Here is a 21,132-nt window from a genome sequence, read left to right on the forward strand (position 1 = left end):
GTCAGCCGCCGAAGCCGCGGGCAAAGGACGCACCCCCGATGACCCGGCGAGCGAATGTGAGAGCGACGAAGGACGGGACCCAGAGCATGACCGAAAGCACAGCGCCGTACTGGATCACCATCTGATTGTTGATGAAGCTGATCATCAGGACCGGCATGGTGCGGATGCCGGGAGCCCCGATCAACCAGGCGCCTTCGGTCTCGTAGAAGGTACTGACGAACGTCAAAAGAAGCGCCGCCGCAATCGTAGGAGCCGCCTGCGGCAAGGTGATCGACCAGAAGACCCGCAGCGGTCCGGCGCCGACGTCGCGGGCGGCCTCCTCCATGCGTCTGTCCACCGCCTGAAAGGCCGCCACGGGGATCCAGATCATGAACATCAGCGTGCTCACCAGTTGGATCAGGGCCACGCCCCAGAACGTGCCGATCAGGCCGAGTTGCAGGAAGATGGCGGCAATCGCGACCAGCAAGCCGAACTTCGGAAACGCATGGCCGGCCAAGAACGAAAAGAAGAGCAGGTCGCGCCCCGGAAAACGCAGCCGCGCGAAGGCGTAGGCTGCGGGCAGGCAGATCACCGCCGAGACGAGGGTGACGAACGTCGACAGCCCGAGGCTCAGTCTGAGGGCACTCCAGACGTCGGAGCGGCTGAGCGTCTGCTCCCAGAACCGCAACCCAAACTGCTGCGGAACGATGCTCGGGTAGCGCCAGACCTCGGTGAAGGCCCAGACCCCGACGACGAGAAGCGGCATCACCACGGCGATCGTGAGAAGGAAGGCCAGCAGGAGGCCGGTTACGTCCCTTGGGCGCCAGATGGAAGAAGACCTCGGCATGTGGCGCTCACCTTCCCCGGTTGCGGGCAACAGACCGCACGTAAAACAGCCCGAAGGCGATACAGAAGCAAAAGGTAACGACGGCCTGGGTGATGGCTGCGATCGGATCGTTGACGTCGCGGAACGTCCTTTGCATGAACGGTCCCATCATCTCCGGGGAGGCCGGACCGAGCAGGTACGGCAACGTGAAGGCCGAGAAGATGCCGAGGACGGAGAACGACAATGCCACGAGGATGGAATTGGAGATCTGCGGCAGAACGATATGCCAGAACACCTGCAACCGATTGGCACCGACGTCGCGCGCGGCCTCGACGGCCATGTTGCTGACGGAGCCGAGGCCGGCGAGAAGGATGAGGACGGTCAGCGGAATGTTGTCCCATACGAGACCGATCACCGGCCCCCAGGGCGTGAGATAGGGCGTTCGAATCTTCGGCAGCCCGACGCCGTTGAGCAGCAGATCGACCATGCCGTTCGGACCGAGGACGCGAATGAAGGCATAGGCGAGAATGATCGACGGCACGAACATCGGCAGGATCGCGAGCGCCTGTACGTAGACAGCGATCTTCCCGTCGGCGAAGCGGAGGTAAAGCGCGATCGGAAGGCAGACGATCAGCAGCAGGATGGCACAGACGCCGGTGGTCCACAGCGTCAGATATAGATTGTTGAGGCTGTAGGCATCACTGAAGAAGAAGGCGTAGGTCGACAGGTCGACCCCCATCCCGCCATCGCTTCGCGGCCGCCAGATCGTACGCAGGATGGCGCTCACGATCGGCCAAATGACCAGCCAGCAAACGAGGAAGACGGGGACGGCGACGAGCAGGAGACCGACCGGCCTCCTGCCCTCGCCCGCCTCGATCGGCATCGATGAGGACACGGCCGCGCTCACGACTTCCGGTCGATATTCGGTGCGACGTTGCGATACCAGCCGTCGTTGACGGCGGCTTCCCAGGCGCCCGCAGGGAAGGTCGGGATTGTGGTGGGAATGATGTCGGCGAACTTTTCGCGCAGTTCGGCCGAGACGTAGTCCCAGCTCACGCCGGGGAAGCCGCCGAGTTCGGTCAGGATCGCACTCTGGATTTCTTCGGTCAGGACAAAGTCGGCGAGCTTGAGTGCCGCATCACGGTTCTTGCCGTTGCTGAGCACGACGGCACGGGAGAAGCCGCCGCACAAGGCGAGGTCCCGGAGCTGAACCATCCCGGTCGTTTCCGGCAGGACGCCCTGGCTGATTGCCTGAAGGACCTGGTCCGACCAGACGGGAGTCATCGTCACGACGCCCTGCGCCAGGAGCTGGATCGACTGGGTGTTTCCGGAGGAATACGCACCGCCGTCATAGAGAGCCGGCGCGATGTCTTTCAGGAGATCCCACGCCTTGCCGAGCGCCTCGTTGGCGAAGGCTTCCGTATAGTTGTCGACGGTGAAGGCCTTCGGATCGAGACCATTGACCTGATGGATAGCGCGGCGCACGAAATTGCCGCCGGAGCCGCCCTTGTCCGGGCGGTTGTAAACGAACTGGCCGGGATTGGCCTTGATCCACGTTACCAGATCGTCCCAGGTCTTCGGCACGTCGGCGGGTGACAGCTTCGTCGTATCATAGGCCAGCAGAACCTGCGAACCGCGATAAGGCAGGCTGTACTCGCTGTCGATGGCGAGCGGGTTGACCTTGGAGTAATTGGAAAGGCCGGCATCCTTCATGTTCACATAGAGGCCGGCTTCGATCGCGCCTTTGGGCAGACGCGGATCGGCATGTTCGAAGTAGTCGGCCTGGGGATCCGTGTTCGTCTGCATCGCCGCAATCGCGCGCTCGGCAATGGACTGAATGCCGGCATTGTCGCCCGCGTCGACCAGATTGAGCTTGGTGCCCGCATACGCCGCTTCGAAAGCCGGCTTTACGGTGTTCGTCCAGAAATCGAGGATGTTGTTGTCCGAACCGGTGTACCAGTCGATCTGGCCCTCGGCCGCAAACGACATACGCGGCAGGAGCATCATGCCGGCGACGGAACCGGCTGTAGAGATCAAAAAGACGCGACGCTTCATCATCATCTCCCTAGTGTTCGGCCGGGCAAGGGCACGCGGCGCTTGGCGCCGGCCACGGGTATGGGAGACGACCGGCTGTCGACTGGCGAACATGGACCGGCTACCGTCCGCCACCTCCCAGAACGCTTCCCTAACCTCCAGTGGAGGAGCGGAAACACCGCAAGCATCACCAGCCCGATCGTATACGGCGACGTGGCCGGAGGGCTTGTTGCACACTATTGCAACAATACCCGCCCGAGGCAACAGATGCCTATATGGCGAACGCAAAGCTTTGATGACAGAAGTTCGTTGCACACATGTGCAAACGCCAATCAGATGCCGGGCAAGGGCCTGACTGATTTCCTCCACACGGGAACAGGCTCGAAAACGGCGGCATCGCCGTCATTCCCTCCCTCGACGGGTTCGGAACGGGTCAGAAGGTCGACCACGTGACCGGCCATGCGTTCGAGCGGCTGCTCGAAGGTGGTCAGCTGGTAGGACTCCCAGCCGGCCTGTTCGATGTTGTCGAACCCGACCACACAGAGGTCCTGTGGTATCCTCAGGCCGAACTCGTGCCGTGCCGCGTCCATGAAGCCGAGTGCGAGAAGGTCGGTGACGCAGAAGACGCCGTCCGGCGGATTGGAGCGGGCAAACAGGCGCCGGGCGACGTCGAAGCCGGAGCGATAGGCGGTGGGCCCCGCCTCGACGACGCTGACGGCGACGCCATCCCTGAGGCCCGCGTCAACAAACTGACGTTCTCGCGCGACCAGGCTCGGAGTCCTGGCACTCGACGTGACGAGCGCGATGCGCTCACAGCCGGCGCGGCGCAGGAGAAACAGTGCCTCTCGTGCCGCCATGGCATTGTCGACCGCGACATTCTCGCTGCCGCTCAGACGGTCGTCGCGGTTGATCAGGATCACTTCCTGTCCGTTGGCAAGCGCCGTTTTCACCAGCGAGGATGAGGGCGTTCCGGAGAGGACGACGGTAGCGTCCGCACGATAGTGGAGCGTCAGCTTCATGGCCCGCCCGACACTCTCCTCGTCACCCTCGGTATTGAGAACCACCGTGATCTTGCCCACCGCCTGAAGCTTGCGGGTGAGAATGTCCAGCATGCCGGCGCGAATGGGGGTCGTGACGTCGGAGACGATGAGACAGACAATATTGCTGCGTTCCCGCAGCTGCCGCGCCAGATGGTTGACGTGATAACCGAGCGCATCGGCAGCTTCGAGCACCTTCCGGCGCGTCTCCTCCGAGACGCTGGCCCCATCGGTGAATGTGCGCGAGACCGCGGAGCGCGACACCCCCGCACGCTCGGCAACCATCTTCGCACTGACGAACGACGTCAGATGGACCTCACGCATCCTCGTTTTCCACCATCAACTGCCCGCATCTCGCTCGCCATCGGCGCCCTCGACCTGGTTTCACCCACCTCATCCCCTTCTCTACAGGATTTCAAGACGTCGCGCGCGTGGGCATCGTGCAATATGTTCGGAGCGCGGCTTCACTGCGGCCGCGGACAGGCCGGCGTCCCCACCGACCGACCCGGTCGGTACGGCATCAACACGAATCGTGATAGACTTCCCGCAACGGGTTCCGTCCAGCCACGACCTCCGCCACGGAGCGCGGGGCATCAAAAGGGCGACAACAAGCCGGATGGACAAGCAGCACACCATGCACGCATCGAACCAACGTTCAGCCACAACGGCCCTTTTCGACGCTGCCCCGACTGAAAGCCCTGTCGACGTCCTTCGCCGGGTCTGGGGTTATCCGGCGTTTCGTGGAAAGCAGGCAGATGTCATCCGCCATGTCATGGCAGGGAAGGACGCACTCGTGCTCTTCCCGACCGGCAAGGGCAAGTCGCTCTGTTTCCAACTGCCGGGCGCTTGCCTGCCCGGCGTGACCGTCGTCATCTCGCCGCTGGTGGCGCTGATGAGGGATCAGGTCGAAGAACTGAAGGCACTCGGGATTGCAGCCGAGTGCCTCTGGTCTCAGCAGTCCGAAGAGGAATCGCGCGACGTCAGGGCGAGACTCCGCGCCGGGCAGATCAAGCTGATCTATGTTACGCCGGAGCGGGTGGTCCTTCCCGGCTTCGCGGGCCTTTTCGGGGACGTGCCGATCTCCCTGATCGCGATCGACGAATGCCACTGCGTCAGCAGCTGGGGCCATAACTTCCGCAAGGACTATCTCGGGCTCGGGAAGCTGAAGGAGCTTTATCCGGGTGTTCCGCGCATCGCCCTCACGGCCACGGCCGACCCCCACACGCGTGACGATATCATCCGCCAGCTCGAACTCGACGACGCCGCCGTCTTCGGTGACAGCTTCGATCGGCCCAATATCACCTACCATATTGCAGAGCGGGACAACGCCAGGTCGCAACTCATTCGTTTCCTGCAGCGCCACGAAGGCTCCAGCGGCATCGTCTATTGCCTTTCGCGGCGCAAGGTCGAGGAAACCGCCGCCTGGCTCAACGACCATGGCATCAAGGCGAGGCCGTACCATGCGGGCATGGACCCGGCCGTCAAGGCGGAGAACCAGGACGCCTTCCGGATGGAAGAGGACCTTTGCCTGGTCGCAACGGTCGCATTCGGGATGGGTATCAACAAGCCGAACGTCCGGTACGTCGCCCACCTGGACCTGCCATCGTCCGTCGAGGGTTATTATCAGGAAACCGGGCGCGCCGGTCGTGACGGCCTCCCCTCGGAAGCCTTCATGATCTATGGGATGCAGGACATCGTCCAGCGTCAGCGGATGATCGACGAGGGCGACGCGACCGACGAGATAAAGCGCATCGAACGGGCGAAACTGAGCGCGCTCCTCGGAATCTGCGAGACCGCCGGGTGCCGGCGGAAGGCGATCCTTTCCCATTTTGGCGAAGCGGCCCCTGACCGGTGTGGCAACTGCGACACATGTAACAATCCCGTCGAGACCTGGGATGGCAGCGAATCGTCAATCAAGGCACTGGCCGCCGTCTATCGCACAGGAGAACGCTTCGGGACCGCACACGTGATCGACGTCCTTCTTGGAAAGGACACGGAACGGACAAGGAAGTTCGGGCATGACCAATTGGCCGTCTTCGGCGTTGGCAAAGAGCTTCCTGCCCACGCATGGCAATCGATTTTCAGACAGCTCCTCGCTCTCGGCTACGTCCGGGTTGCCCATGACGAATATGGCGCACTGAAGCTGGAGCCGGCTGCTCATCGTGTCTTCAAGAAGGAAGTGGCGGTGATCCTTCGCCGTGACGCCGTTGATACCGTCCGCAAACGGGAACGGGGGAAACCCGTCGTGGCGGCAACGAGAGCCAGATTGACGGACGAGGACGAGAAGCTGTTCCAGGCGTTGCGCGCCGAACGGCTGGCGATCTCCAAAACCTTGGGTGTCGCTCCTTATGTCGTCTTTCCGGATACGACGCTTGTTTCCTTCGCCACCGTCCGTCCGAAAACGGAGCAAGAGATGCTCTCGATCTCGGGTGTCGGAGCGACGAAATTCGCCCGCTACGGCGAAAAGTTCATGGCCATCATCGCGGGCGGGTAATACGCAGAGCAACAAGGGCCGGCGGGCCGACAGGCCCGCCCCCTCGTCATTCTGGTTACGCCGCCAACCGCGTCGCGTCCAGCGGGATTTCCACCTCGATTTCGAGAATGGAAACGTGCTCGTCACGGTCCATCTTGACCTGCACCTTGTCGCCGTCGACCTGAACGTGCCTGGCGATCACCGCGAGGATTTCCTCGCGGAGAACGGCGACCAGATCGGATCCCATCGAGGCACGCTCATGGGCGAGCAGGACCTGCAGTCGCTCGCGCGCCATCGGCGCCGATTTCTGCTTGCGGAAAAGACTGAAGATGCTCATGCAGCCCTCCGTGCGAAGATCTTGCCGAGGATGCCGCGCTTCTCGCCGGGGATTTCGACCGGCAGAACCTCGCCGGCAAGCCGGCGGGCCGCAGCGAAGTAGGCCTGCGCCGCGCCGCTGCGGGTATCCGCCAGCGTGACCGGCGCGCCTATGTTGGAGGCCCGCAGGACATCCATGCTCTCCGGAATGATGCCGAGAAGCGGGATCGAGAGGATTTCCAGCACGTCGTCCACCTTCAGCATGTCGCCGCGCTGGGCGCGGGCGCCGTCATAGCGGGTGAGCAAAAGGTGCTTCTCGATCCGCTCGCCGCGTTCGGCCTTCGCCGTCTTGGCGTCGAGAAGGCCGATGATGCGATCGGAATCGCGCACGGAGGAGACTTCCGGATTGGTGACGACCACCGCCATGTCGGCATGGCGCATCGCAAGCGTCGCGCCGCGCTCGATGCCGGCCGGACTGTCGCAGATGACCCAGTCGAAATAGCGCTTCAGTTCGCCGATCACCTGTTCGACGCCTTCTGCCGTCAGGTTGTCCTTGTCGCGGGTCTGGGAGGCGGGCAGCAGGTAGAGCGTCTCCAGCCGCTTGTCGCGGATCAGCGCCTGCGGCAGCTTGGCGTCGCCCTGGATGACGTTGATCAGGTCGTAGACGACGCGACGTTCGGCGCCCATGACGAGATCGAGATTGCGAAGGCCGACGTCGAAATCGACGACCACGACCTTTTCGTTGCGCTGTGCGAGCGCAGCGCCCAGTGCGGCCGTCGAGGTGGTCTTGCCGACCCCGCCCTTGCCTGATGTGACGACGACTACCTTCCCCATCTTGCTCTCCTGTTTTCGGCCGGTTACGGCTCAGCTAAGTTTCTCTGCCATGATCGTGTCGCCTTCCAGCCACCACTGGGCGGCCTGTCCGCGCAGGCTGGCCGGCATGTCTTCCGCCATCTTGTAGACGCCGTCGATCGCCACCAGCTCCGCCTCGAGCTTGCGGCAGAAGATGCGGGCGGACGCGTTGCCGACGGAGCCCGCGAGCGCTCGTCCGCGCAAGGCGCCGTAGATGTGGATCGAACCTCCGGCGATCACCTCGGCGCCGGATGCGACCGAACCGATGACCGTCACGTCGCCCTCGGCGAAGATCACCGACTGGCCGGAACGCACGGGCTCGCGAATGATCAGCGACTGCAGCGCCTGATGGGTCGCGGCGGGCTCGGGCGGCGGGGCTTCCCCGCGCTTTTCCGTCGCCGTCTCGCTGACCGCGACCTCGAAATCGGAGGCGGGCCGGCCACCCTTCAGGATCGGCGGCATTCCAGCCTCGACCAGCGACGGACGCCCGCCCTCGATGCCCATGATGCTGACATTCCGTTGAGCGAGCTCGGCAATGAGCTCCTTCAGTTCTGCACGATTGATGGCCAGTTCGGTGACGTCCAGAACGACCGGCCGTCCGAGGAAGAAGCCGGCCGAGCGCGCGGCGAGGTCGTCAAGCCTTCTCAGCCAGTCGTGGAGCGGCAGATCGGGCGAGAGCACGACCGCCAGGAAGGAGCGGCCCTTGATGCGGATCGAGCGGGCGTCTGTTAGCACTTTGGTCATCTGCGTTAATGATTGGTTATCCTTGCCTAGCCTCGCATGGTTAACAAAGCGTTAACCGCATAGGGCAATGATCGGCAGTACGGCACGCTGCCGCCGGTGACGGAATGAACACTCGCCGGGGCAAGGCTCGCCCGCCCGCCGCCACGTTCTGCCCCCAATCATGGTTAACGATCGGTCAACGTTTCGCTGACTACGATGAAAACGGAATCACCGCTTCGCCGTTACCGGCGAGAAAAATACGGGAGGCTCGATCATGCTTGCGATTCTGAAGGCTATCCGCGAACACCTGGCGGAAGCACCCGACGCCTGGGCCTCTGCTCCCGAGATCTGCACCCCGGACACCGGCACCTATGCCGATGGTGCCCTGCCCCTGCAGACGCTCGACCCGAAGGGTAGCCGGGGCGAGATCGCCCGCTCCGCCTTCCTCCGCGACTATGGCCAGGGCCGAACCGTCAAGCCGGAGGGCGCCGGCTACGCCTGAGCGTCGACAGACCGGCAAACGACAACCCGCAGTCACCCGCAGGTTGCCGTTGAAATCGATCGGGTCTCAGACGGCAGCCGCGATATGCGCAATGCTCTCCTTCACCGCCGAAACGGGATCGGCGAGATCGTGGATCTCACTGGCGAAGGGCTCGAAGCTGTAGGGGCCGCTGTAGCCGGCGGCGTTCAGCGCCCTGATCTGCGCGATATTCCCGAGACGGTCGGCACCGTCGACGAGAACACGGTGCGCATCGAGCATGTCGGCGACGGCAACGGTTGGGTCGACCACACCGGAAATGTGCACCAGGCCGGTCCTGTCGGCAAAGAGCTCGGTTTCGCCGGCGAGATGATGGTGGAACGTGTCATGGACGAGCTTGTAGACGTCTCCGCCTGCCGCCGCATCGATGGCGCGCAGCGCCTCCTTCTTCGTGCGCAGCGACGAGACGGGGAAGCCGAGAGGCTCTACGAGACCGGTCAGGTGCCGCTCCGCGAGAATGGGCTTCATCGCCTTCAGTGCCGCCACCAGATCGTCGAAGGCGACCTTGGTTCCGTCATTGAGCGGGCACATGACGAGCGCCTTCGCGCCTGACGCCGCGGCATAATCGGCAAGCGCGACCGCCCGCTTCGGCAGGTCGCCGGACCAGACGTTGAAGGGATAGAGCGCGTTGATCGAGATGATCGCAACACCGGCCTTTTCCGCAGCGGCCTTCACGTCCTCGGGCCGGATGGTGCCGACGACGTCGGGCAGGTCGTTGCGGATCTCGACCTCGGTGAGGCCAAGCGACCGGGCGGCGGCGAAGAACTGTTCGAGCGACAGCTTCTGCGCGGTAATGTGGTTGATGGCAAAACGCATGAAAGACCTCAGTTGTAGAGCGCCGGACGCGCGGGCAGATTGATCGGCACGATTTCGCCTTCCTTTTCCTGCGCGGCAACGCAGGCATCGGAGGTGATCGCCGCCACATAGCCGTCCCAGGAGTTCGGGCCGGCGGCCGTGCCCCTGGCGGCGGCGTGGATGAAGTCCTGGAGCTCGACATCATAGCTTTCGATGAAGCGGTCCTTCCAGTCAGTCAGGATCCTGTTCTGCAGCCTGGCGTCGAGACGCATCTGGACGGCCATCGGTTCCGGCAGACTGGCAGCACCATCCTCGCCGACGACTTCGCACCGGATGTCGTAACCATAGTGGCAATTCACGAAGATCTCGACGTCGATGACCATGCCCTTTGCCGTTTCGAGAATGACGATCTGCGGATCGCGAAGCTTGGCGTGGCTTCGGGCGGCCGAGCGGGGGAAGATGACGCGCGCCGAGACATAGTCGTCATCGAGCAACCAGCGCAGCACATCGATCTCGTGGATCATCGTGTCGTGGATCGCCATCGGGGTGACGTACTGTTCCGGAACCGACGGGTTGCGATGGGCGGCATGCACCATGATCGGCGCGCCGATCGATGTCCCGACGACCTTTTTGAGCGCAATGTAACCGGCGTCGTAACGCCGCATGAAGCCGACCTGCACGAGGCGCTTGCCGTGGGTCACCTCGGCCTCCACGATCCGCCTTGCTCCCTCCGCCGTCGTGGCGAGCGGCTTCTCGCAGAAACACGGTTTGCCGGCGGCGATCGCGGCCAGCACATACTGCTCGTGGGTGGCGCCCCAGGAGGTGACGAGGACGGCGTCCACGTCGGGCGAGGCGATCAGCGCTTCGCCGGTCTCGAAGACCATCGCTTCGGGAGCGATGTCCTTCTTCACGGCTTCCGCCGATGCCCTGTTGACGTCGCTGAGCGCGACGATCTCTGCGCCACCCAGCACCTGATTTATCCGGCGGGCATGGTCGCGGCCGATGGCGCCGGTGCCGATGACACCAATTCTGACTGTCATGAAGGAAGCCTCACTTCTTGTATTTGGCGATGTAGTTGTTCATTTCGGTGCACATGAAGCGGCCGGACTCGTCGGCCCTGTCCTCCCAGGCGAAGACGCAGGAGGTCATGATGCCGTCGAAGCCGATCTCGGCGAGCGTGCCGAAGAAGTCGTCCCACGGTACCTCGCCCTGGCCGATGTTCAGGTGCTGGTGCACACGCGCCTGGGTGCCGGGCGGATTGAGAATGTAGCGCAGCCCGGAACTGGCCTTGTGATTGAACGTGTCGCCGACATGGACATGGGCCAGCACGTCCTTCGCCTCGCGCAGCATCGCCTTCGTGTCGTCGCCGAAATAGAAGGTGTGCGGCGCGCAGTAGAGGAACTTCACGTTCTTCGAATTGACCGTGCGGATGATGTCGAGCGCCGGCTGCAACGTTTCGCACCAGTCCTCCGGATGCGGCTCCACATGCAGGTTGATGCCCTCGCGCTCGAAGATCGGGACGAGTTCTTCCATCGAGCGCCACCAGGCATCCTCGCAGGCCTCGATCATCGAGCCGGTATGGCAGCAGTAGCACGAGCCCTTGTCGGGGTGCGGGCCACGGCCGAACTCCGAGTTCATCGTGTCCACTTCCATCTCGACGGCGATCTCGATCGCCCGCTTCCAGTGCTTCACCGCCGCCTTGCGCTCGGTCTCGTCATTCGAGGCCCAGCGGTACATCGGCAGCAGCGAGGCGATCTTCACGTTCTCGGCGGCGAGCGCCTTCTTGAACGAACGGATCCGCTCCGGAAACACCCGCGGCGCCTTGAACCATTCGAGAAAATCCGCCCGCGGGCTGAGTTCGATCCATTCGTAGCCGAGCTCCCGGACTTTGGCCGGAAGCGCCTCGAGACTCAGATGTCGATGCATGAATGGGTCGAGCGCGATGCGCATGATTGCCTCCTTGTCCTCAGTCCACGTTTCGAGAAGGCGCGCGTATCCACCGGCAGAGGTCCATGGAACCTCCGTCGCCGACGATGTCAGGATGTCGTTTATCCCGGCAGGATGCCTTCCCATCTCCACCGGTGAGGACAATTTCTCACCTCGGGCCGCCCGTCAACGCGGCGCGGCGTCGGGAAACCATCAACCGTGATAGAAAGAAATCACGTCAGTCTGATAGAATCCATCATTCCATCAAAGACTCTCAGGAACCCAGAGATGGGCCGGCAGGAAACGCTGACCGGGTGTCTCCGCCATTCCGTGCTCTATTGTGTGGACCATCGTCGCGATGAGATCGGTGCAAAGCTCCGGCAACGGCGTCTGGAAGATGCCGGAGATGCGCCGCTCCAGAAGCGCCTGCCGCGATTCCGGCGTCAGCTCATTCACCAGGCAGACGATCTTCTCGCTTCTGTTCCCCTCCCGCAGAGCCTCGATCACGCCCTCCATGCCGCCACCGATGCAGTAGATGCCGACGAGATCCTGATGCTTCGCTATGGTGTCCATCACCAGTTCATAGGTGAGGCGCCTCGTTTCGAGCGTAATCAGAGCGTCCATGACTTCGAAGTCCGGCGCATATTCCCGCATATAGGCGCGGAAGCCGGTCTCGCGCAGCGAGTGACCGTGGAAGCGGTGTCCGCCCAGCAGCAGCAGCACCTTGCCGGGCGAATGCGAAAGCTTGGAGATCATCCAGGCCGCGGTCCGGCCGACCTTCATGTTGTTGGCGCCGAGATAGGCCTCCCTCACCCCCTGGGCGAAATCGGAGAGCAACGAAAAGGTCGGAATTCCGCTCGATCGCAACAGACTGACGGCCGACGTGACGTCGTGATGATCCGGCCCCGTGGCGCCTATGGCGTGGACCTTTCCCTTCATTCCGAGCAGCAGGCCGGCAAGCTCCGCCGGCTCTCCCGACCTTGCGTACTGTACCTGAACGTTAAGCCGCCGATCCCTTACGGCGAGCGCCGCCGCCTCCAGCTTTCCCGCGAACGCCTGGTAGAAGGCGTGCCGTTCCTTCCGGAGAATGAAGCCGAGATTGTAGGATGGAAGATCCGCCAACATGCGCTGGCGGATGATGTTGGTGGCGTGAAAGCCGATCTTCTCGGCAGCGGCGAACACCCTTTTCGAGGTCTCCTCCCGCACCGGAAGCCGCGCATTGAGAACGCGGTCGACCGTCGCGACGCTGACCCCCGCCGCCTGTGCGACATCCGCGATTGTCGGTCGTTTCACCAATACCCCTCCGGGAAAGACAGACTCTTATCAGAAACTCGCATAATCCGTCACCGATGACGAGAGAGACTATCGACCAGAGCCGCCCTCCGGACCTCGGTTCGACGGACAGCTCGCCTCATGACGGGAGAAGAAGTTCTCCCTCTGCTGTGGCTCCATTGCCCTATCGCGTGAACTGATCCGTCTGCTAGACGAATGCAGACATCCCCGACCTCGCAGCGAGGTTCTCCAGGGGATCGTCGTCCGCCCGGCAGCCGGGACCTTCCCAGGATTCGAAAGAAGAGGCGTATCACATGGCAGATCTTTCCAGCTTCCCCATCACGCGTAAATGGCCGCCGGCGAACCCCGACGTCATCCAGCTCTATTCGGTCGCGACTCCAAACGGCGTGAAGGTCTCGATTGCTCTCGAAGAGCTGGGGCTCCCTTACGAGGTGCATAAGGTGAGCTTCGCCGCTAACGAGCAGAAGAGCCCGGAATTTACCTCGCTGAACCCGAACGGGCGCATTCCGGCAATGATCGATCCCGACGGACCGGACGGAAAACCGATCGGCCTCTTCGAGTCGGGCGCCATGCTCATCTATCTCGCCGAGAAGACGGGCCGGCTGATCCCGGCGACGGCGCGCGAGCGCTACGAGACGCTCTGCTGGGTGATGTTCCAGATGGGTGGCGTCGGTCCGATGTTCGGCCAGTTCGGACATTTCCACAAGTTCGCCGCCGACAAGGTCACGAACAACTCCTACCCCGTCGAACGCTACCGTGACGAGAGCAAGCGGCTGCTCGGCGTGCTGGAGGGCCGCCTTGAGGACCGGCAATATCTGATGGGCGACGATTACACGATCGCCGACATCGCCACGTTCCCCTGGATCTGGTGCGCCGATTTCTACTACGGCGGCCGCGAGGTGCTGGAATACGACCGCTTCCCTGCGGTGATGGCATGGTTCGAGCGCTGCATGGCCAAACCCGCAAGCCAGAAGGGGCTGACCATTCCTGCATGAGGCCGCGCGGAAGCGAGGTCGCGCTTGCACACGACGATTTCCCGTCGGCTCATCCAAGGTCGGCGGGATCGATCGCGCCCGCGACAACGTCGAGGGGCGCCTGATCCCGGCGCAGCGCCGCGAGCGCGAGCCGATGCCCGTCGCCAGGCAGGCATTCGAAGAATTGCCAGGCGGCGGGATTGTCCGGCGCGGCAGGAGCACCTTCCCGTGGCAAGAACGTCACGCGCAAAGGATCGAGCTGGAAGGCGGGAGAGTCGAGACGTCCGGAGAGGCCCTCGCCGGTCGCCTTGAGATAGGCTTCCTTCAGCGTCCAGAGCCTGAAGAACATCGTGCGGTATTCGGCGTCTGCAGCCTTCGCAAGCATCGCACGTTCGTCCGGCGCGAAGCGTGCGGCCACTGCCGACGGCACGTCGCCGTCGCTCGCCTCGACATCGACGCCGACGGGCCCGCCCGCTATCGCGCAGGCGACCAGACCGCAGGTGTGCGAGATATTGAACTGGCGCCGAGGTCGACGATGAACGGCCGCAAGCGCCGGCTTGCCGAAGGGGCCGGTCTCGAATGCCCAGCCCCGCGGGTCGCCACCGAGCATCTCACTCAGCATATGGCGGAGCAGCGCATGGGCGGCAATGTAGGCGGCCCTGTCCGCGCAATTGCGAAAGTGCGCTGCCCGGGTCTGTTCGGAAGCGCTCAGGAGCCCGGTCCACCTTTCGACCGACTGCGTTTCCAAATCCTCGATCCGCAGCCACCGGAGCCGCACGTTTTCCGGAGCAAGCGAGGCCGCCGAAGCCGGGCTGTCTTTGACGATGTGTCCTGCCGTTCGGCGCAAGCCACCCGCCTCCGTTTCCGCCGCCGGCATTGCGGGCGCCCGTTGTGCAAACGGCAGTTCAATCGCCGTCATGGAAGGCAAAGCGCAGGGCGCGCGGCAGGCAGGTGATGAGCGAGCTCGAATGCTCGCCGCCGTCCTCGATATCGCAGCGCACGGTCACGCCGTCGCCATAGACCTCCCCGATGTGCTCGGAAAAGGCCCGTACATTGCCGATCATCGCCCGCCGGCGGCGAAGAGACGTATAAGAGACGTTCGCCGAGAGGTCGGACTGCCAGGGGGCCGGTTCCTCTTCCCATTGGCCGACTGTCAGATAGGCCCGAAAGCGGCCGTCGAAAGCAGCCTTCGGCTTGGCGAGCCGGGCAAGCATCGCCTCACGCCCCCACCAGATGGAGGGACTGACCGCCAGGAATGCCCGGAAAGATTGCGGCCGCTGACAGAGCCAGTCGAGCACGAGATATCCGGCGAGCGAATGGCCGAGCAGAGCGGACCGGCGCTCACAGACCGGAAAAGTCGCCCGGATGAAAGGCTTCAGCCGGTTTTCGACGAAATCGATGAAGGCCGCCTGACCGCCATAACAGGTACTCGCCTGCCATCCGGCATCGGAGATTTCGGGAGGACCGCGGGTGAAGTCCTCGTAGCGACGGTCGAGGTCGTAGTCCGGGCCATCGGGATAGCCGATGCCGACGACCACCACCGGATGGATGCCGCTCGCCCTCGGCCGGCGCGACAAGCGCCGCAATGTCTCCACGACAAGAAGGAAATCGGCGTTCGCATCCAGCAGGTAGAGGACAGGAAAGCCGCCGGGCGGAGGCTCCACCGCCGGCACATGGACATAGATCTCATGGTTCCGGCCATCGGCGCCCGGCAACGGAAAATGCTCGCAATCCGGAACGAAGAGGCTTCTCGCGGCAAGCGCGCCATTTTCGAGCGCCGGGAAGCGCATGTTTTTCTTGTTTTCAGCCACGCAGCGTCGCGCCTCCATCCACATAGAGATCGGCCATGGTGATGTGCCCGGCCTGGTCGGAAAGAAGAAACAGCACCGCGTTTGCGATATCCTCGGGCATGGCGAGTTTCTTCAGCGGAATGCCGGTCCGATAGCTTGCGAGATCGCCCTCGATGACCCGCTCCTGCGAGGCCGGCGTGGTCCACATGCCGGTCTGCATCGGCGTCAGCGTCGAACCGGGTGCAACGACGTTGCAGCGGACGCCATGCTCGGCCACTTCCAGACCGAGGCACCGGACGAACATGGTGGCCGCCGCCTTCGAGGCGGCATAGGCCGCCATGTTCTTCCGCGGAATGCCGGCCGCATTCGACCCGACGACGACAATGGAACCCTGCCTGCGTTCCGCCATGCGGGCGGCGAGCGCCCGGCATACGAAAAAGGCGCCGTGGCAGTTGACGTCGAAAACCCGGCGCCAGACGTCACCCTTAAGATCGGCGACGGGCGTCGTATCCAGGATGCCGGCGACGTTCACGCCGAAGTCGAAGCCGCCCATCTCCGTGTCCGCCTCGGCAATCACGCGCTGCACGGCACCCTCGTCGCTGATGTCGAGTGCTGCCCCCTGCACCGGCCCCTCCGCAGCGCTCCACGCGGGATCGATTTGCCTGTCCGTCGCGAAAACCCTTACCCCCGATGCGACCAGTCCATCGACCACGGCACGGCCGATGCCCCCGGCCGCGCCGGTCACGAAGGCCGCCTTGCCTGCCAGTCCCGTCAATTGCATCCGCGATCCTCCCGCGCCGCCATTTCCGCCGCAAGAAGCGGTGCGACCGCCTCCACCGCCGGCGCCGCCGTCAGCTCCGCATGGATGAACGGCACCCGGTGCTCCCTCACAGCACCCGCATAAGCTCGCCAATCCGCCGGCGAGAGCAGCCTTTTCCCGGAGGGCGCTGCGGCCACATGCAGAATTGTGCCGGGATAGGTTTCGTGAACATGTGCGCGCACGAGGCGGTTGTTGCCGCACACCACCCGCATGATGCCCTCGAAGGCCGCCTCGGGCAGCGCCGCGAGTGGGCTTTCCGTGCGACGGAGGAAATCCCTGACCGCATCCCGTGTCATGGGCAGGTCGAGAAGCCGGTCGGGATCATGGCCTGCGATGGCGAGAAGCGCCTTCAGTCCGGCGTCAGGACCCGGGTCCGGCTCGTTGCGCCAGCAATCCGCCGGATAGGAATCGAGCATGGCGAGGCAGCCGACGGTATGGCCCGAGCGGACAAGCGCGTTTGCGACCGCATGGGCGATGATGCCTCCCACCGACCAGCCGCAGAGATGCACCGGCCGAGCGCCGGCTATCTCGCCTATCCGTCGGGCATATTGGAGTGCCATGACCTCCAGGCTCTCGGGTTGGGCACGGCTGGGATCGAGCCCGTCGGCCTGGATACCCCAGACCGCACGCTCGCCGGCGAGCGCGCGTGCGTAACCGCCGTAGCACCAGCCAATGCCCCCGGCCGGGTGGATCATGAAGAGCGGCGGCGCATCATTGTCGGTGGCATTGAGCCTGATCACCGGCTGCAATCCGTTGTCGTCCACCCTCGCCTCGCCGTCGAGATGCGCGGCAAGCCGCTTCACCGTCGGATACCGGAACAAGTTACCGAGCCCGACATCGCGTCCGAAAACGCGGGCGAGCTGTTGCACGAGGCGCACCGCCAGCAAGGAGTGGCCGCCGAGGGCGAAGAAGTCGTCGTCGCGCCTGATGGGTTCACCGGGTTCCAATAGGCTGGCGAAGAGATCAGCGACGATCTGCTCGGTTCCCGGAAGGGGTGGCTCGCCCCGCCCGGCCGAAAACCGGGGTGCCGGCAGGGCATTGCGGTCGAGCTTGCCGTTGGAAGACAGCGGCATAGCTGGAAGGCAGACGAGCAGCGACGGGACCATGTAGTCAGGCAGATGGCGCTCAAGGTGCCGCCGCAGCGACGGCTCCTCAACTGCGGGCGAGGCAACGTAGTAGCCGACGATCCGCTTGTCCGAGCCCGTCTGATGCAGGATCGCGACGGACTGGGTGACGTGCGGATACGAGAGAATGGCAGCCTCGATCTCGCCGAGTTCGATCCTGAGGCCGCGCAGCTTGATCTGGTTGTCGAGCCTGCCGAGATAATCGATGGCGCCGTCCGGTCGCAGCCGCGCCATGTCGCCCGTGTCATACATCCGCTCGCCAGCATGGAAGGGGTCCGGCACGAAACGTTCGGCCGTGAGGTCTGCCCGCCCGACATATTCACGGGCAAGCTGCACTCCGGCGATATAGAGCCGTCCTGCGACACCCGGCGGCACCGGCCGCAGGCGGGCGTCGAGGACGTAGAGACGGGTGTTCCAGACGGGCAGGCCGATCGGGACGGGATTGGAGCGATCGTCGGCAGACGCCGCCCAGTAGCTGACGTCGACCGCGGCCTCGGTCGGACCGTAGAGATTGTGGAGTTCGGCGGAAATCTCCCGATGAAAGCGGTCCCGCAGATCGGCCGTCAGTTCCTCGCCGCTTGCGAAGACGCGCCGCAGCGAAAGGCCCTGCGCCTTGGGTTCCGAGAGGAAGGCCGAAAGCATCGACGGCACGAAATGCGCGGTCGTCACGCCGTTCTCCCGGATGAGGCGCGCAAGCCATTCGGGGTCCTTGTGCGCCTCCGGCGGCGCCATCACCAGGGTCCCGCCCGCAAAGAAGGAGAGGAAGAATTCCCAGACCGAAACGTCGAAGGTCATCGGCGTCTTCTGCAGGATGACGTCATCGGTCGAAAATCCATAATGCTCCTTCATCCATTCCAGCCGGTTGACGATCGCGCGGTGTTCGACAAGCACCCCTTTCGGCTCGCCGGTCGAGCCCGAGGTGAAGATCACATAGGCCGCATCACGGGGATCGACGGTCGGCAACAGGTCGCTGGATGGCTCGCTTGTCCAGGCGGAAGGGGCAAGCACCTGCACATCTCCCAGCACTGCGCCCTCGGGCGCGAGCGCGAGGACCGGCATGCCGCGGGCGAGCATGCGTTCGATCCGCTCGGCCGGATGGGAAAGATCGACGGGCATGTAGGCGGCGCCGCTCCGCAGGATGGCGACGAGCCCGATCAGGAGTTCCGATGAGCGCGGCAGTGCCATGGCGACCCGACGGTCGGGACCGGCTCCGGCTGCGATCAATTGCCGGGCGAGTGCCGCCGAGCGGCGGTCCAGTTCGGCGTAGCTCAGGCTTTCGCCGTCGAAACGAAGCGCCTCACGCCCGGCATGCCGGGTGAAGGCTCTTTCGATCACCTCCACAAGCGTTAAGGGCTCCACCGCATGGCCGGTGTCGTTCAGCGTTCCGATCAGCCATGCGGCTTCGGCGTCCGTCACCGTCGGGACATCGGCAAGCGTACCGTCGGCGAGTGCGGTTTCGACCGCCCGGTCGAGAAAGTGCAGGAAGCGTTCCGCATGCGCACGGACCTCCGCCATGCCGTAGAGGTCCGGATTGGCGTCGATCTCGACCGACAGGTTCGCCCGCATAGGGTCGCCACGGAAGGAGAAGGTGATGTCGTCGACGGGGCCGGTTCCGAGCCGCTCCGTGGTGACCGTGGCGCCGTCGAGCCTCAGATCCTCCTCGTAGGGCAGCACGTTGACCAGCGGACCGAACAGCCGCCGCTGTCCACCGCCGAGACCGAGATCGCGACGGATGTGCTCATGACGATAGCGTCCGTGGCGACGCGCCGCCGCAAGCGTCGCCGCTGCCGCGGCAAGCCAGTCAGCGAGGCGTCGGTCCTCGTCGACCCTCAGGCGCACCGGCAGGATGTTCATCAGCATCAGCGGCACGCGCGCCGCCGGCGAGCCGAAACGTCCCATGAAGGCGACGCCGACGGTCACGTCCTGCTGCCCGACGAAGCGGGCGTAATAGGCTGCGACCAAGGCGGTCACGATGTCGCTCCAGCCCGTTTTCAACGCGATCGAGAGATCGCGAAGCCGTTCGGCCAGCGCCACCGGAACAACCTGGACCTCATGATGATAGCTGCGGGCGGTCAGCGCCGGCCCCGGCTTTATGCCCGCCACGTCCGGCATGTCCTTCAGCGCATCGTTCCAGAAGGTGCGGTCCTCGGTATATTGCGGCGAATTCCGGTAGAGTTGGTCCTGTTCGAGCGCGATCTTGAATGGAGAAAGCGCCGGCCCGGTGTCCGCCGCGCCGCGATTATAGAGTTCTGCCGTCCGCGACAGGATGAGGTGGGTCGCAAAGCCGTCGGCGATGACGTGGTGAAGCCGCACATACCACCAGAAGCGGTTCTTGCTAAGCCGGTAGAGCCGGAAGAGAGCCGGGCTGCAGCGGGCGAGATCAAGCGGCGTTTCCATGTCGCGCCGGATGTCGCTGCGGGCGATGGCGGCGGGATCGGACTCTTGCGACAGGTCGAGGATCGAGAGCGGCGGCTCCGTGCCGGGATCGATGATCTGCCTGTTGTCGTCAAGGATGCGTAACGACAGGCTCCCGGCTTCCGCATGGACCTTCCCGACAGCACGGGTGAACCGCTCGACGTCGAGCGCGTCGCAGATCTCCATCACCTGGCCGGTATTGAAGACGGGATTTTCCGGATCGAGGGCCTGGGCAAACCACAATCCGCGTTGGGCCTCGCCGAGCGGGTGGACCTCCGGGAGGTCGGAGCTGTCGGAACGCACGGTGCCTGCCAAGGATGCCATGGGTCAGGTCCTTTCCGTGTTTTGCTGCCGCGCGACGACGGCCCACCAGCCGGCAAGCGTGACGTCACGCGCGAGTTCGGAGAAGTCGAGCCTCAGGCCCTGCTGCTCCCAGGAGAGGACGAGCGTCATCGCCCTCATGGAGTCGAGCCCGAGATCCATCAGATTGTCGTCGGCGCCGATCTCGGAGGGGTCGACATGGATCATCCGGGCGATGTCCCGGCGGAGCGTCTCGATCGTGAAGTCCGCCATCGCTCACGCTCCCCCGATCTCTTGAAGGGCGCGGGTGAGCCCGAGCGGTACGGCGAAGGTGCTCGCGGCATAGGCGAGCGCCATGTCGTGCTTCTCGCGAGAGAAGTCCGCCAGGCAATCGGCGACGAGGAAGGGTTCGATGTCCTGCTGGAAGGCATCGGCAGCGGTCAGCGTGCAGCCGATATGGGCGTAGACACCGCAGACGAGCAACTGGTCCCTGCCCCGGACGCGCATCAGATGGGCGAGATTGCTGTGCTGGAAGGCACTGTAGCGGTGCTTGACCAGCACAGCATCCCCCTCCTCGGGGGCGAGGCGCGCGTCGATGTGCTGGTGCTCCGGCGCGCTCGTCATGCCGGGTCCCCAGAGATCGGCCTGAAGGCCGCGGTCACGCCGGTCCTGGTTACCGTTCTGTGCCGTGTAGAAGACCGGAATGCCCTTGGCACGGCAGGCGCGCCCGAGAGCCCGGATGTTCTCGACCACCGGCGCGATCGGTGCAGCATCGGCGGCAAAAGCGCCGATGAAGTAGTTCTGCATGTCGTGGATCAGCAGCGCGGTGCGCTGCGGCTCGAGCTGCCACGGCGCGCGCGCGGCCGGAAGCTCGTCGTCGCGGGGAAGGTCATAAGGCGCAATCCTCGGCAGTCCCAT

General features: G+C 64.1%; 20 protein-coding genes. 3 read left to right on the forward strand and 17 right to left on the reverse strand.

Translation table 11 applies throughout. From position 1 onward, the window contains the following. Window position 1: 1 nt before the first annotated feature. The 4 genes from EUU22_RS02295 to EUU22_RS02310 form a co-directional block, all read right to left on the reverse strand. Window positions 2-826, reverse strand: a complete 825-nt coding sequence (locus tag EUU22_RS02295; RefSeq protein ID WP_129330489.1) for an ABC transporter permease — start codon at window positions 824-826, stop codon at window positions 2-4. A gap of 7 nt (window positions 827-833) precedes the next feature. Further along, window positions 834-1,688: an ABC transporter permease gene (locus EUU22_RS02300; protein WP_129330599.1), complete on the reverse strand. Its 855-nt coding sequence runs from the start codon at window positions 1,686-1,688 to the stop codon at window positions 834-836. 20 nt (window positions 1,689-1,708) lie between these two features. After that, the gene (locus EUU22_RS02305; protein ID WP_129330490.1) at window positions 1,709-2,860 is read right to left on the reverse strand and encodes an extracellular solute-binding protein; all 1,152 of its coding nucleotides are present in this window, start codon (window positions 2,858-2,860) and stop codon (window positions 1,709-1,711) included. A 311-nt stretch (window positions 2,861-3,171) separates the two neighbouring features. Next, complete coding sequence (locus tag EUU22_RS02310; RefSeq protein ID WP_129330491.1) at window positions 3,172-4,200, reverse strand: LacI family DNA-binding transcriptional regulator; 1,029 nt, start codon at window positions 4,198-4,200, stop codon at window positions 3,172-3,174. A gap of 310 nt (window positions 4,201-4,510) precedes the next feature. Here EUU22_RS02310 and recQ point away from each other — a divergent pair, with 310 nt between their 5' ends. Beyond that, the gene (gene recQ, locus EUU22_RS02315) at window positions 4,511-6,370 is read left to right on the forward strand and encodes a DNA helicase RecQ (protein WP_129330600.1); all 1,860 of its coding nucleotides are present in this window, start codon (window positions 4,511-4,513) and stop codon (window positions 6,368-6,370) included. Between the two features lie 55 nt (window positions 6,371-6,425). Here the strand turns inward: recQ and minE are convergent, their stop codons facing one another. Genes minE through minC form a run of 3 tightly spaced genes read right to left on the reverse strand, consistent with a single transcriptional unit; the run spans window position 6,426 to window position 8,260 of the window. Then, window positions 6,426-6,686, reverse strand: a complete 261-nt coding sequence (gene minE, locus EUU22_RS02320; RefSeq protein ID WP_129330492.1) for a cell division topological specificity factor MinE — start codon at window positions 6,684-6,686, stop codon at window positions 6,426-6,428. After that, complete coding sequence (gene minD, locus EUU22_RS02325; protein WP_112690328.1) at window positions 6,683-7,498, reverse strand: septum site-determining protein MinD; 816 nt, start codon at window positions 7,496-7,498, stop codon at window positions 6,683-6,685. Before minD ends, minE begins: the two co-directional genes overlap by 4 nt. Before the next feature lie 30 nt (window positions 7,499-7,528). Then, a complete protein-coding gene (minC, locus tag EUU22_RS02330; RefSeq protein ID WP_129330493.1) occupies window positions 7,529-8,260 on the reverse strand; it encodes a septum site-determining protein MinC in 732 nt (243 codons plus the stop codon). 253 nt (window positions 8,261-8,513) lie between these two features. Between minC and EUU22_RS02335 the strand changes: the two genes are divergently transcribed. Beyond that, complete coding sequence (locus EUU22_RS02335; RefSeq protein WP_129330494.1) at window positions 8,514-8,741, forward strand: hypothetical protein; 228 nt, start codon at window positions 8,514-8,516, stop codon at window positions 8,739-8,741. Window positions 8,742-8,807: 66 nt separating this feature from the next. Here EUU22_RS02335 and EUU22_RS02340 read toward each other — a convergent pair whose 3' ends face one another. The 4 genes from EUU22_RS02340 to EUU22_RS02355 all read right to left on the reverse strand — a co-directional run bounded on the left by EUU22_RS02340 (window position 8,808) and on the right by EUU22_RS02355 (window position 12,791). Beyond that, window positions 8,808-9,593 (reverse strand): TIM barrel protein, encoded by a 786-nt coding sequence (locus tag EUU22_RS02340; RefSeq protein WP_129330495.1) that lies wholly within the window; start codon window positions 9,591-9,593, stop codon window positions 8,808-8,810. An 8-nt stretch (window positions 9,594-9,601) separates the two neighbouring features. Continuing rightward, on the reverse strand, window positions 9,602-10,612 hold the full coding sequence (locus tag EUU22_RS02345; RefSeq protein WP_129330496.1) for a Gfo/Idh/MocA family protein: 1,011 nt from the start codon (window positions 10,610-10,612) through the stop codon (window positions 9,602-9,604). A 10-nt stretch (window positions 10,613-10,622) separates the two neighbouring features. Then, complete coding sequence (locus EUU22_RS02350; RefSeq protein WP_129330497.1) at window positions 10,623-11,522, reverse strand: sugar phosphate isomerase/epimerase family protein; 900 nt, start codon at window positions 11,520-11,522, stop codon at window positions 10,623-10,625. Window positions 11,523-11,762: 240 nt separating this feature from the next. Then, complete coding sequence (locus EUU22_RS02355; RefSeq protein ID WP_129330498.1) at window positions 11,763-12,791, reverse strand: LacI family DNA-binding transcriptional regulator; 1,029 nt, start codon at window positions 12,789-12,791, stop codon at window positions 11,763-11,765. A gap of 293 nt (window positions 12,792-13,084) precedes the next feature. Here EUU22_RS02355 and EUU22_RS02360 point away from each other — a divergent pair, with 293 nt between their 5' ends. Then, a complete protein-coding gene (locus tag EUU22_RS02360; protein ID WP_129330499.1) occupies window positions 13,085-13,786 on the forward strand; it encodes a glutathione S-transferase family protein in 702 nt (233 codons plus the stop codon). A gap of 49 nt (window positions 13,787-13,835) precedes the next feature. On the opposite strand, the gene EUU22_RS02365 is transcribed toward EUU22_RS02360, so the two are convergent. Genes EUU22_RS02365 through EUU22_RS02390 form a run of 6 tightly spaced genes read right to left on the reverse strand, consistent with a single transcriptional unit; the run spans window position 13,836 to window position 21,132 of the window. Further along, window positions 13,836-14,612, reverse strand: coding sequence for a 4'-phosphopantetheinyl transferase family protein (locus tag EUU22_RS02365; RefSeq protein ID WP_165351051.1), 777 nt, complete (start codon window positions 14,610-14,612; stop codon window positions 13,836-13,838). A 58-nt stretch (window positions 14,613-14,670) separates the two neighbouring features. Continuing rightward, window positions 14,671-15,576, reverse strand: coding sequence for an alpha/beta hydrolase (locus tag EUU22_RS02370; RefSeq protein WP_165351052.1), 906 nt, complete (start codon window positions 15,574-15,576; stop codon window positions 14,671-14,673). Then, complete coding sequence (locus tag EUU22_RS02375) at window positions 15,569-16,336, reverse strand: 2,3-dihydro-2,3-dihydroxybenzoate dehydrogenase (RefSeq protein ID WP_129330502.1); 768 nt, start codon at window positions 16,334-16,336, stop codon at window positions 15,569-15,571. The genes EUU22_RS02370 and EUU22_RS02375 overlap by 8 nt, the downstream gene beginning before the upstream one ends. After that, window positions 16,327-20,238 carry a non-ribosomal peptide synthetase gene (locus EUU22_RS02380; protein WP_129330503.1) on the reverse strand — a complete coding sequence of 1,304 codons (3,912 nt, stop codon included), beginning with the start codon at window positions 20,236-20,238 and terminating at the stop codon, window positions 16,327-16,329. Before EUU22_RS02380 ends, EUU22_RS02375 begins: the two co-directional genes overlap by 10 nt. A 3-nt stretch (window positions 20,239-20,241) precedes the next feature. Beyond that, window positions 20,242-20,487 (reverse strand): phosphopantetheine-binding protein, encoded by a 246-nt coding sequence (locus tag EUU22_RS02385; RefSeq protein ID WP_129330504.1) that lies wholly within the window; start codon window positions 20,485-20,487, stop codon window positions 20,242-20,244. A 3-nt stretch (window positions 20,488-20,490) separates the two neighbouring features. Continuing rightward, window positions 20,491-21,132, reverse strand: coding sequence for an isochorismatase family protein (locus EUU22_RS02390; RefSeq protein ID WP_129330505.1), 642 nt, complete (start codon window positions 21,130-21,132; stop codon window positions 20,491-20,493).

This window comes from Ciceribacter ferrooxidans (assembly GCF_004137355.1).
Taxonomy (GTDB): domain Bacteria; phylum Pseudomonadota; class Alphaproteobacteria; order Rhizobiales; family Rhizobiaceae; genus Allorhizobium; species Allorhizobium ferrooxidans.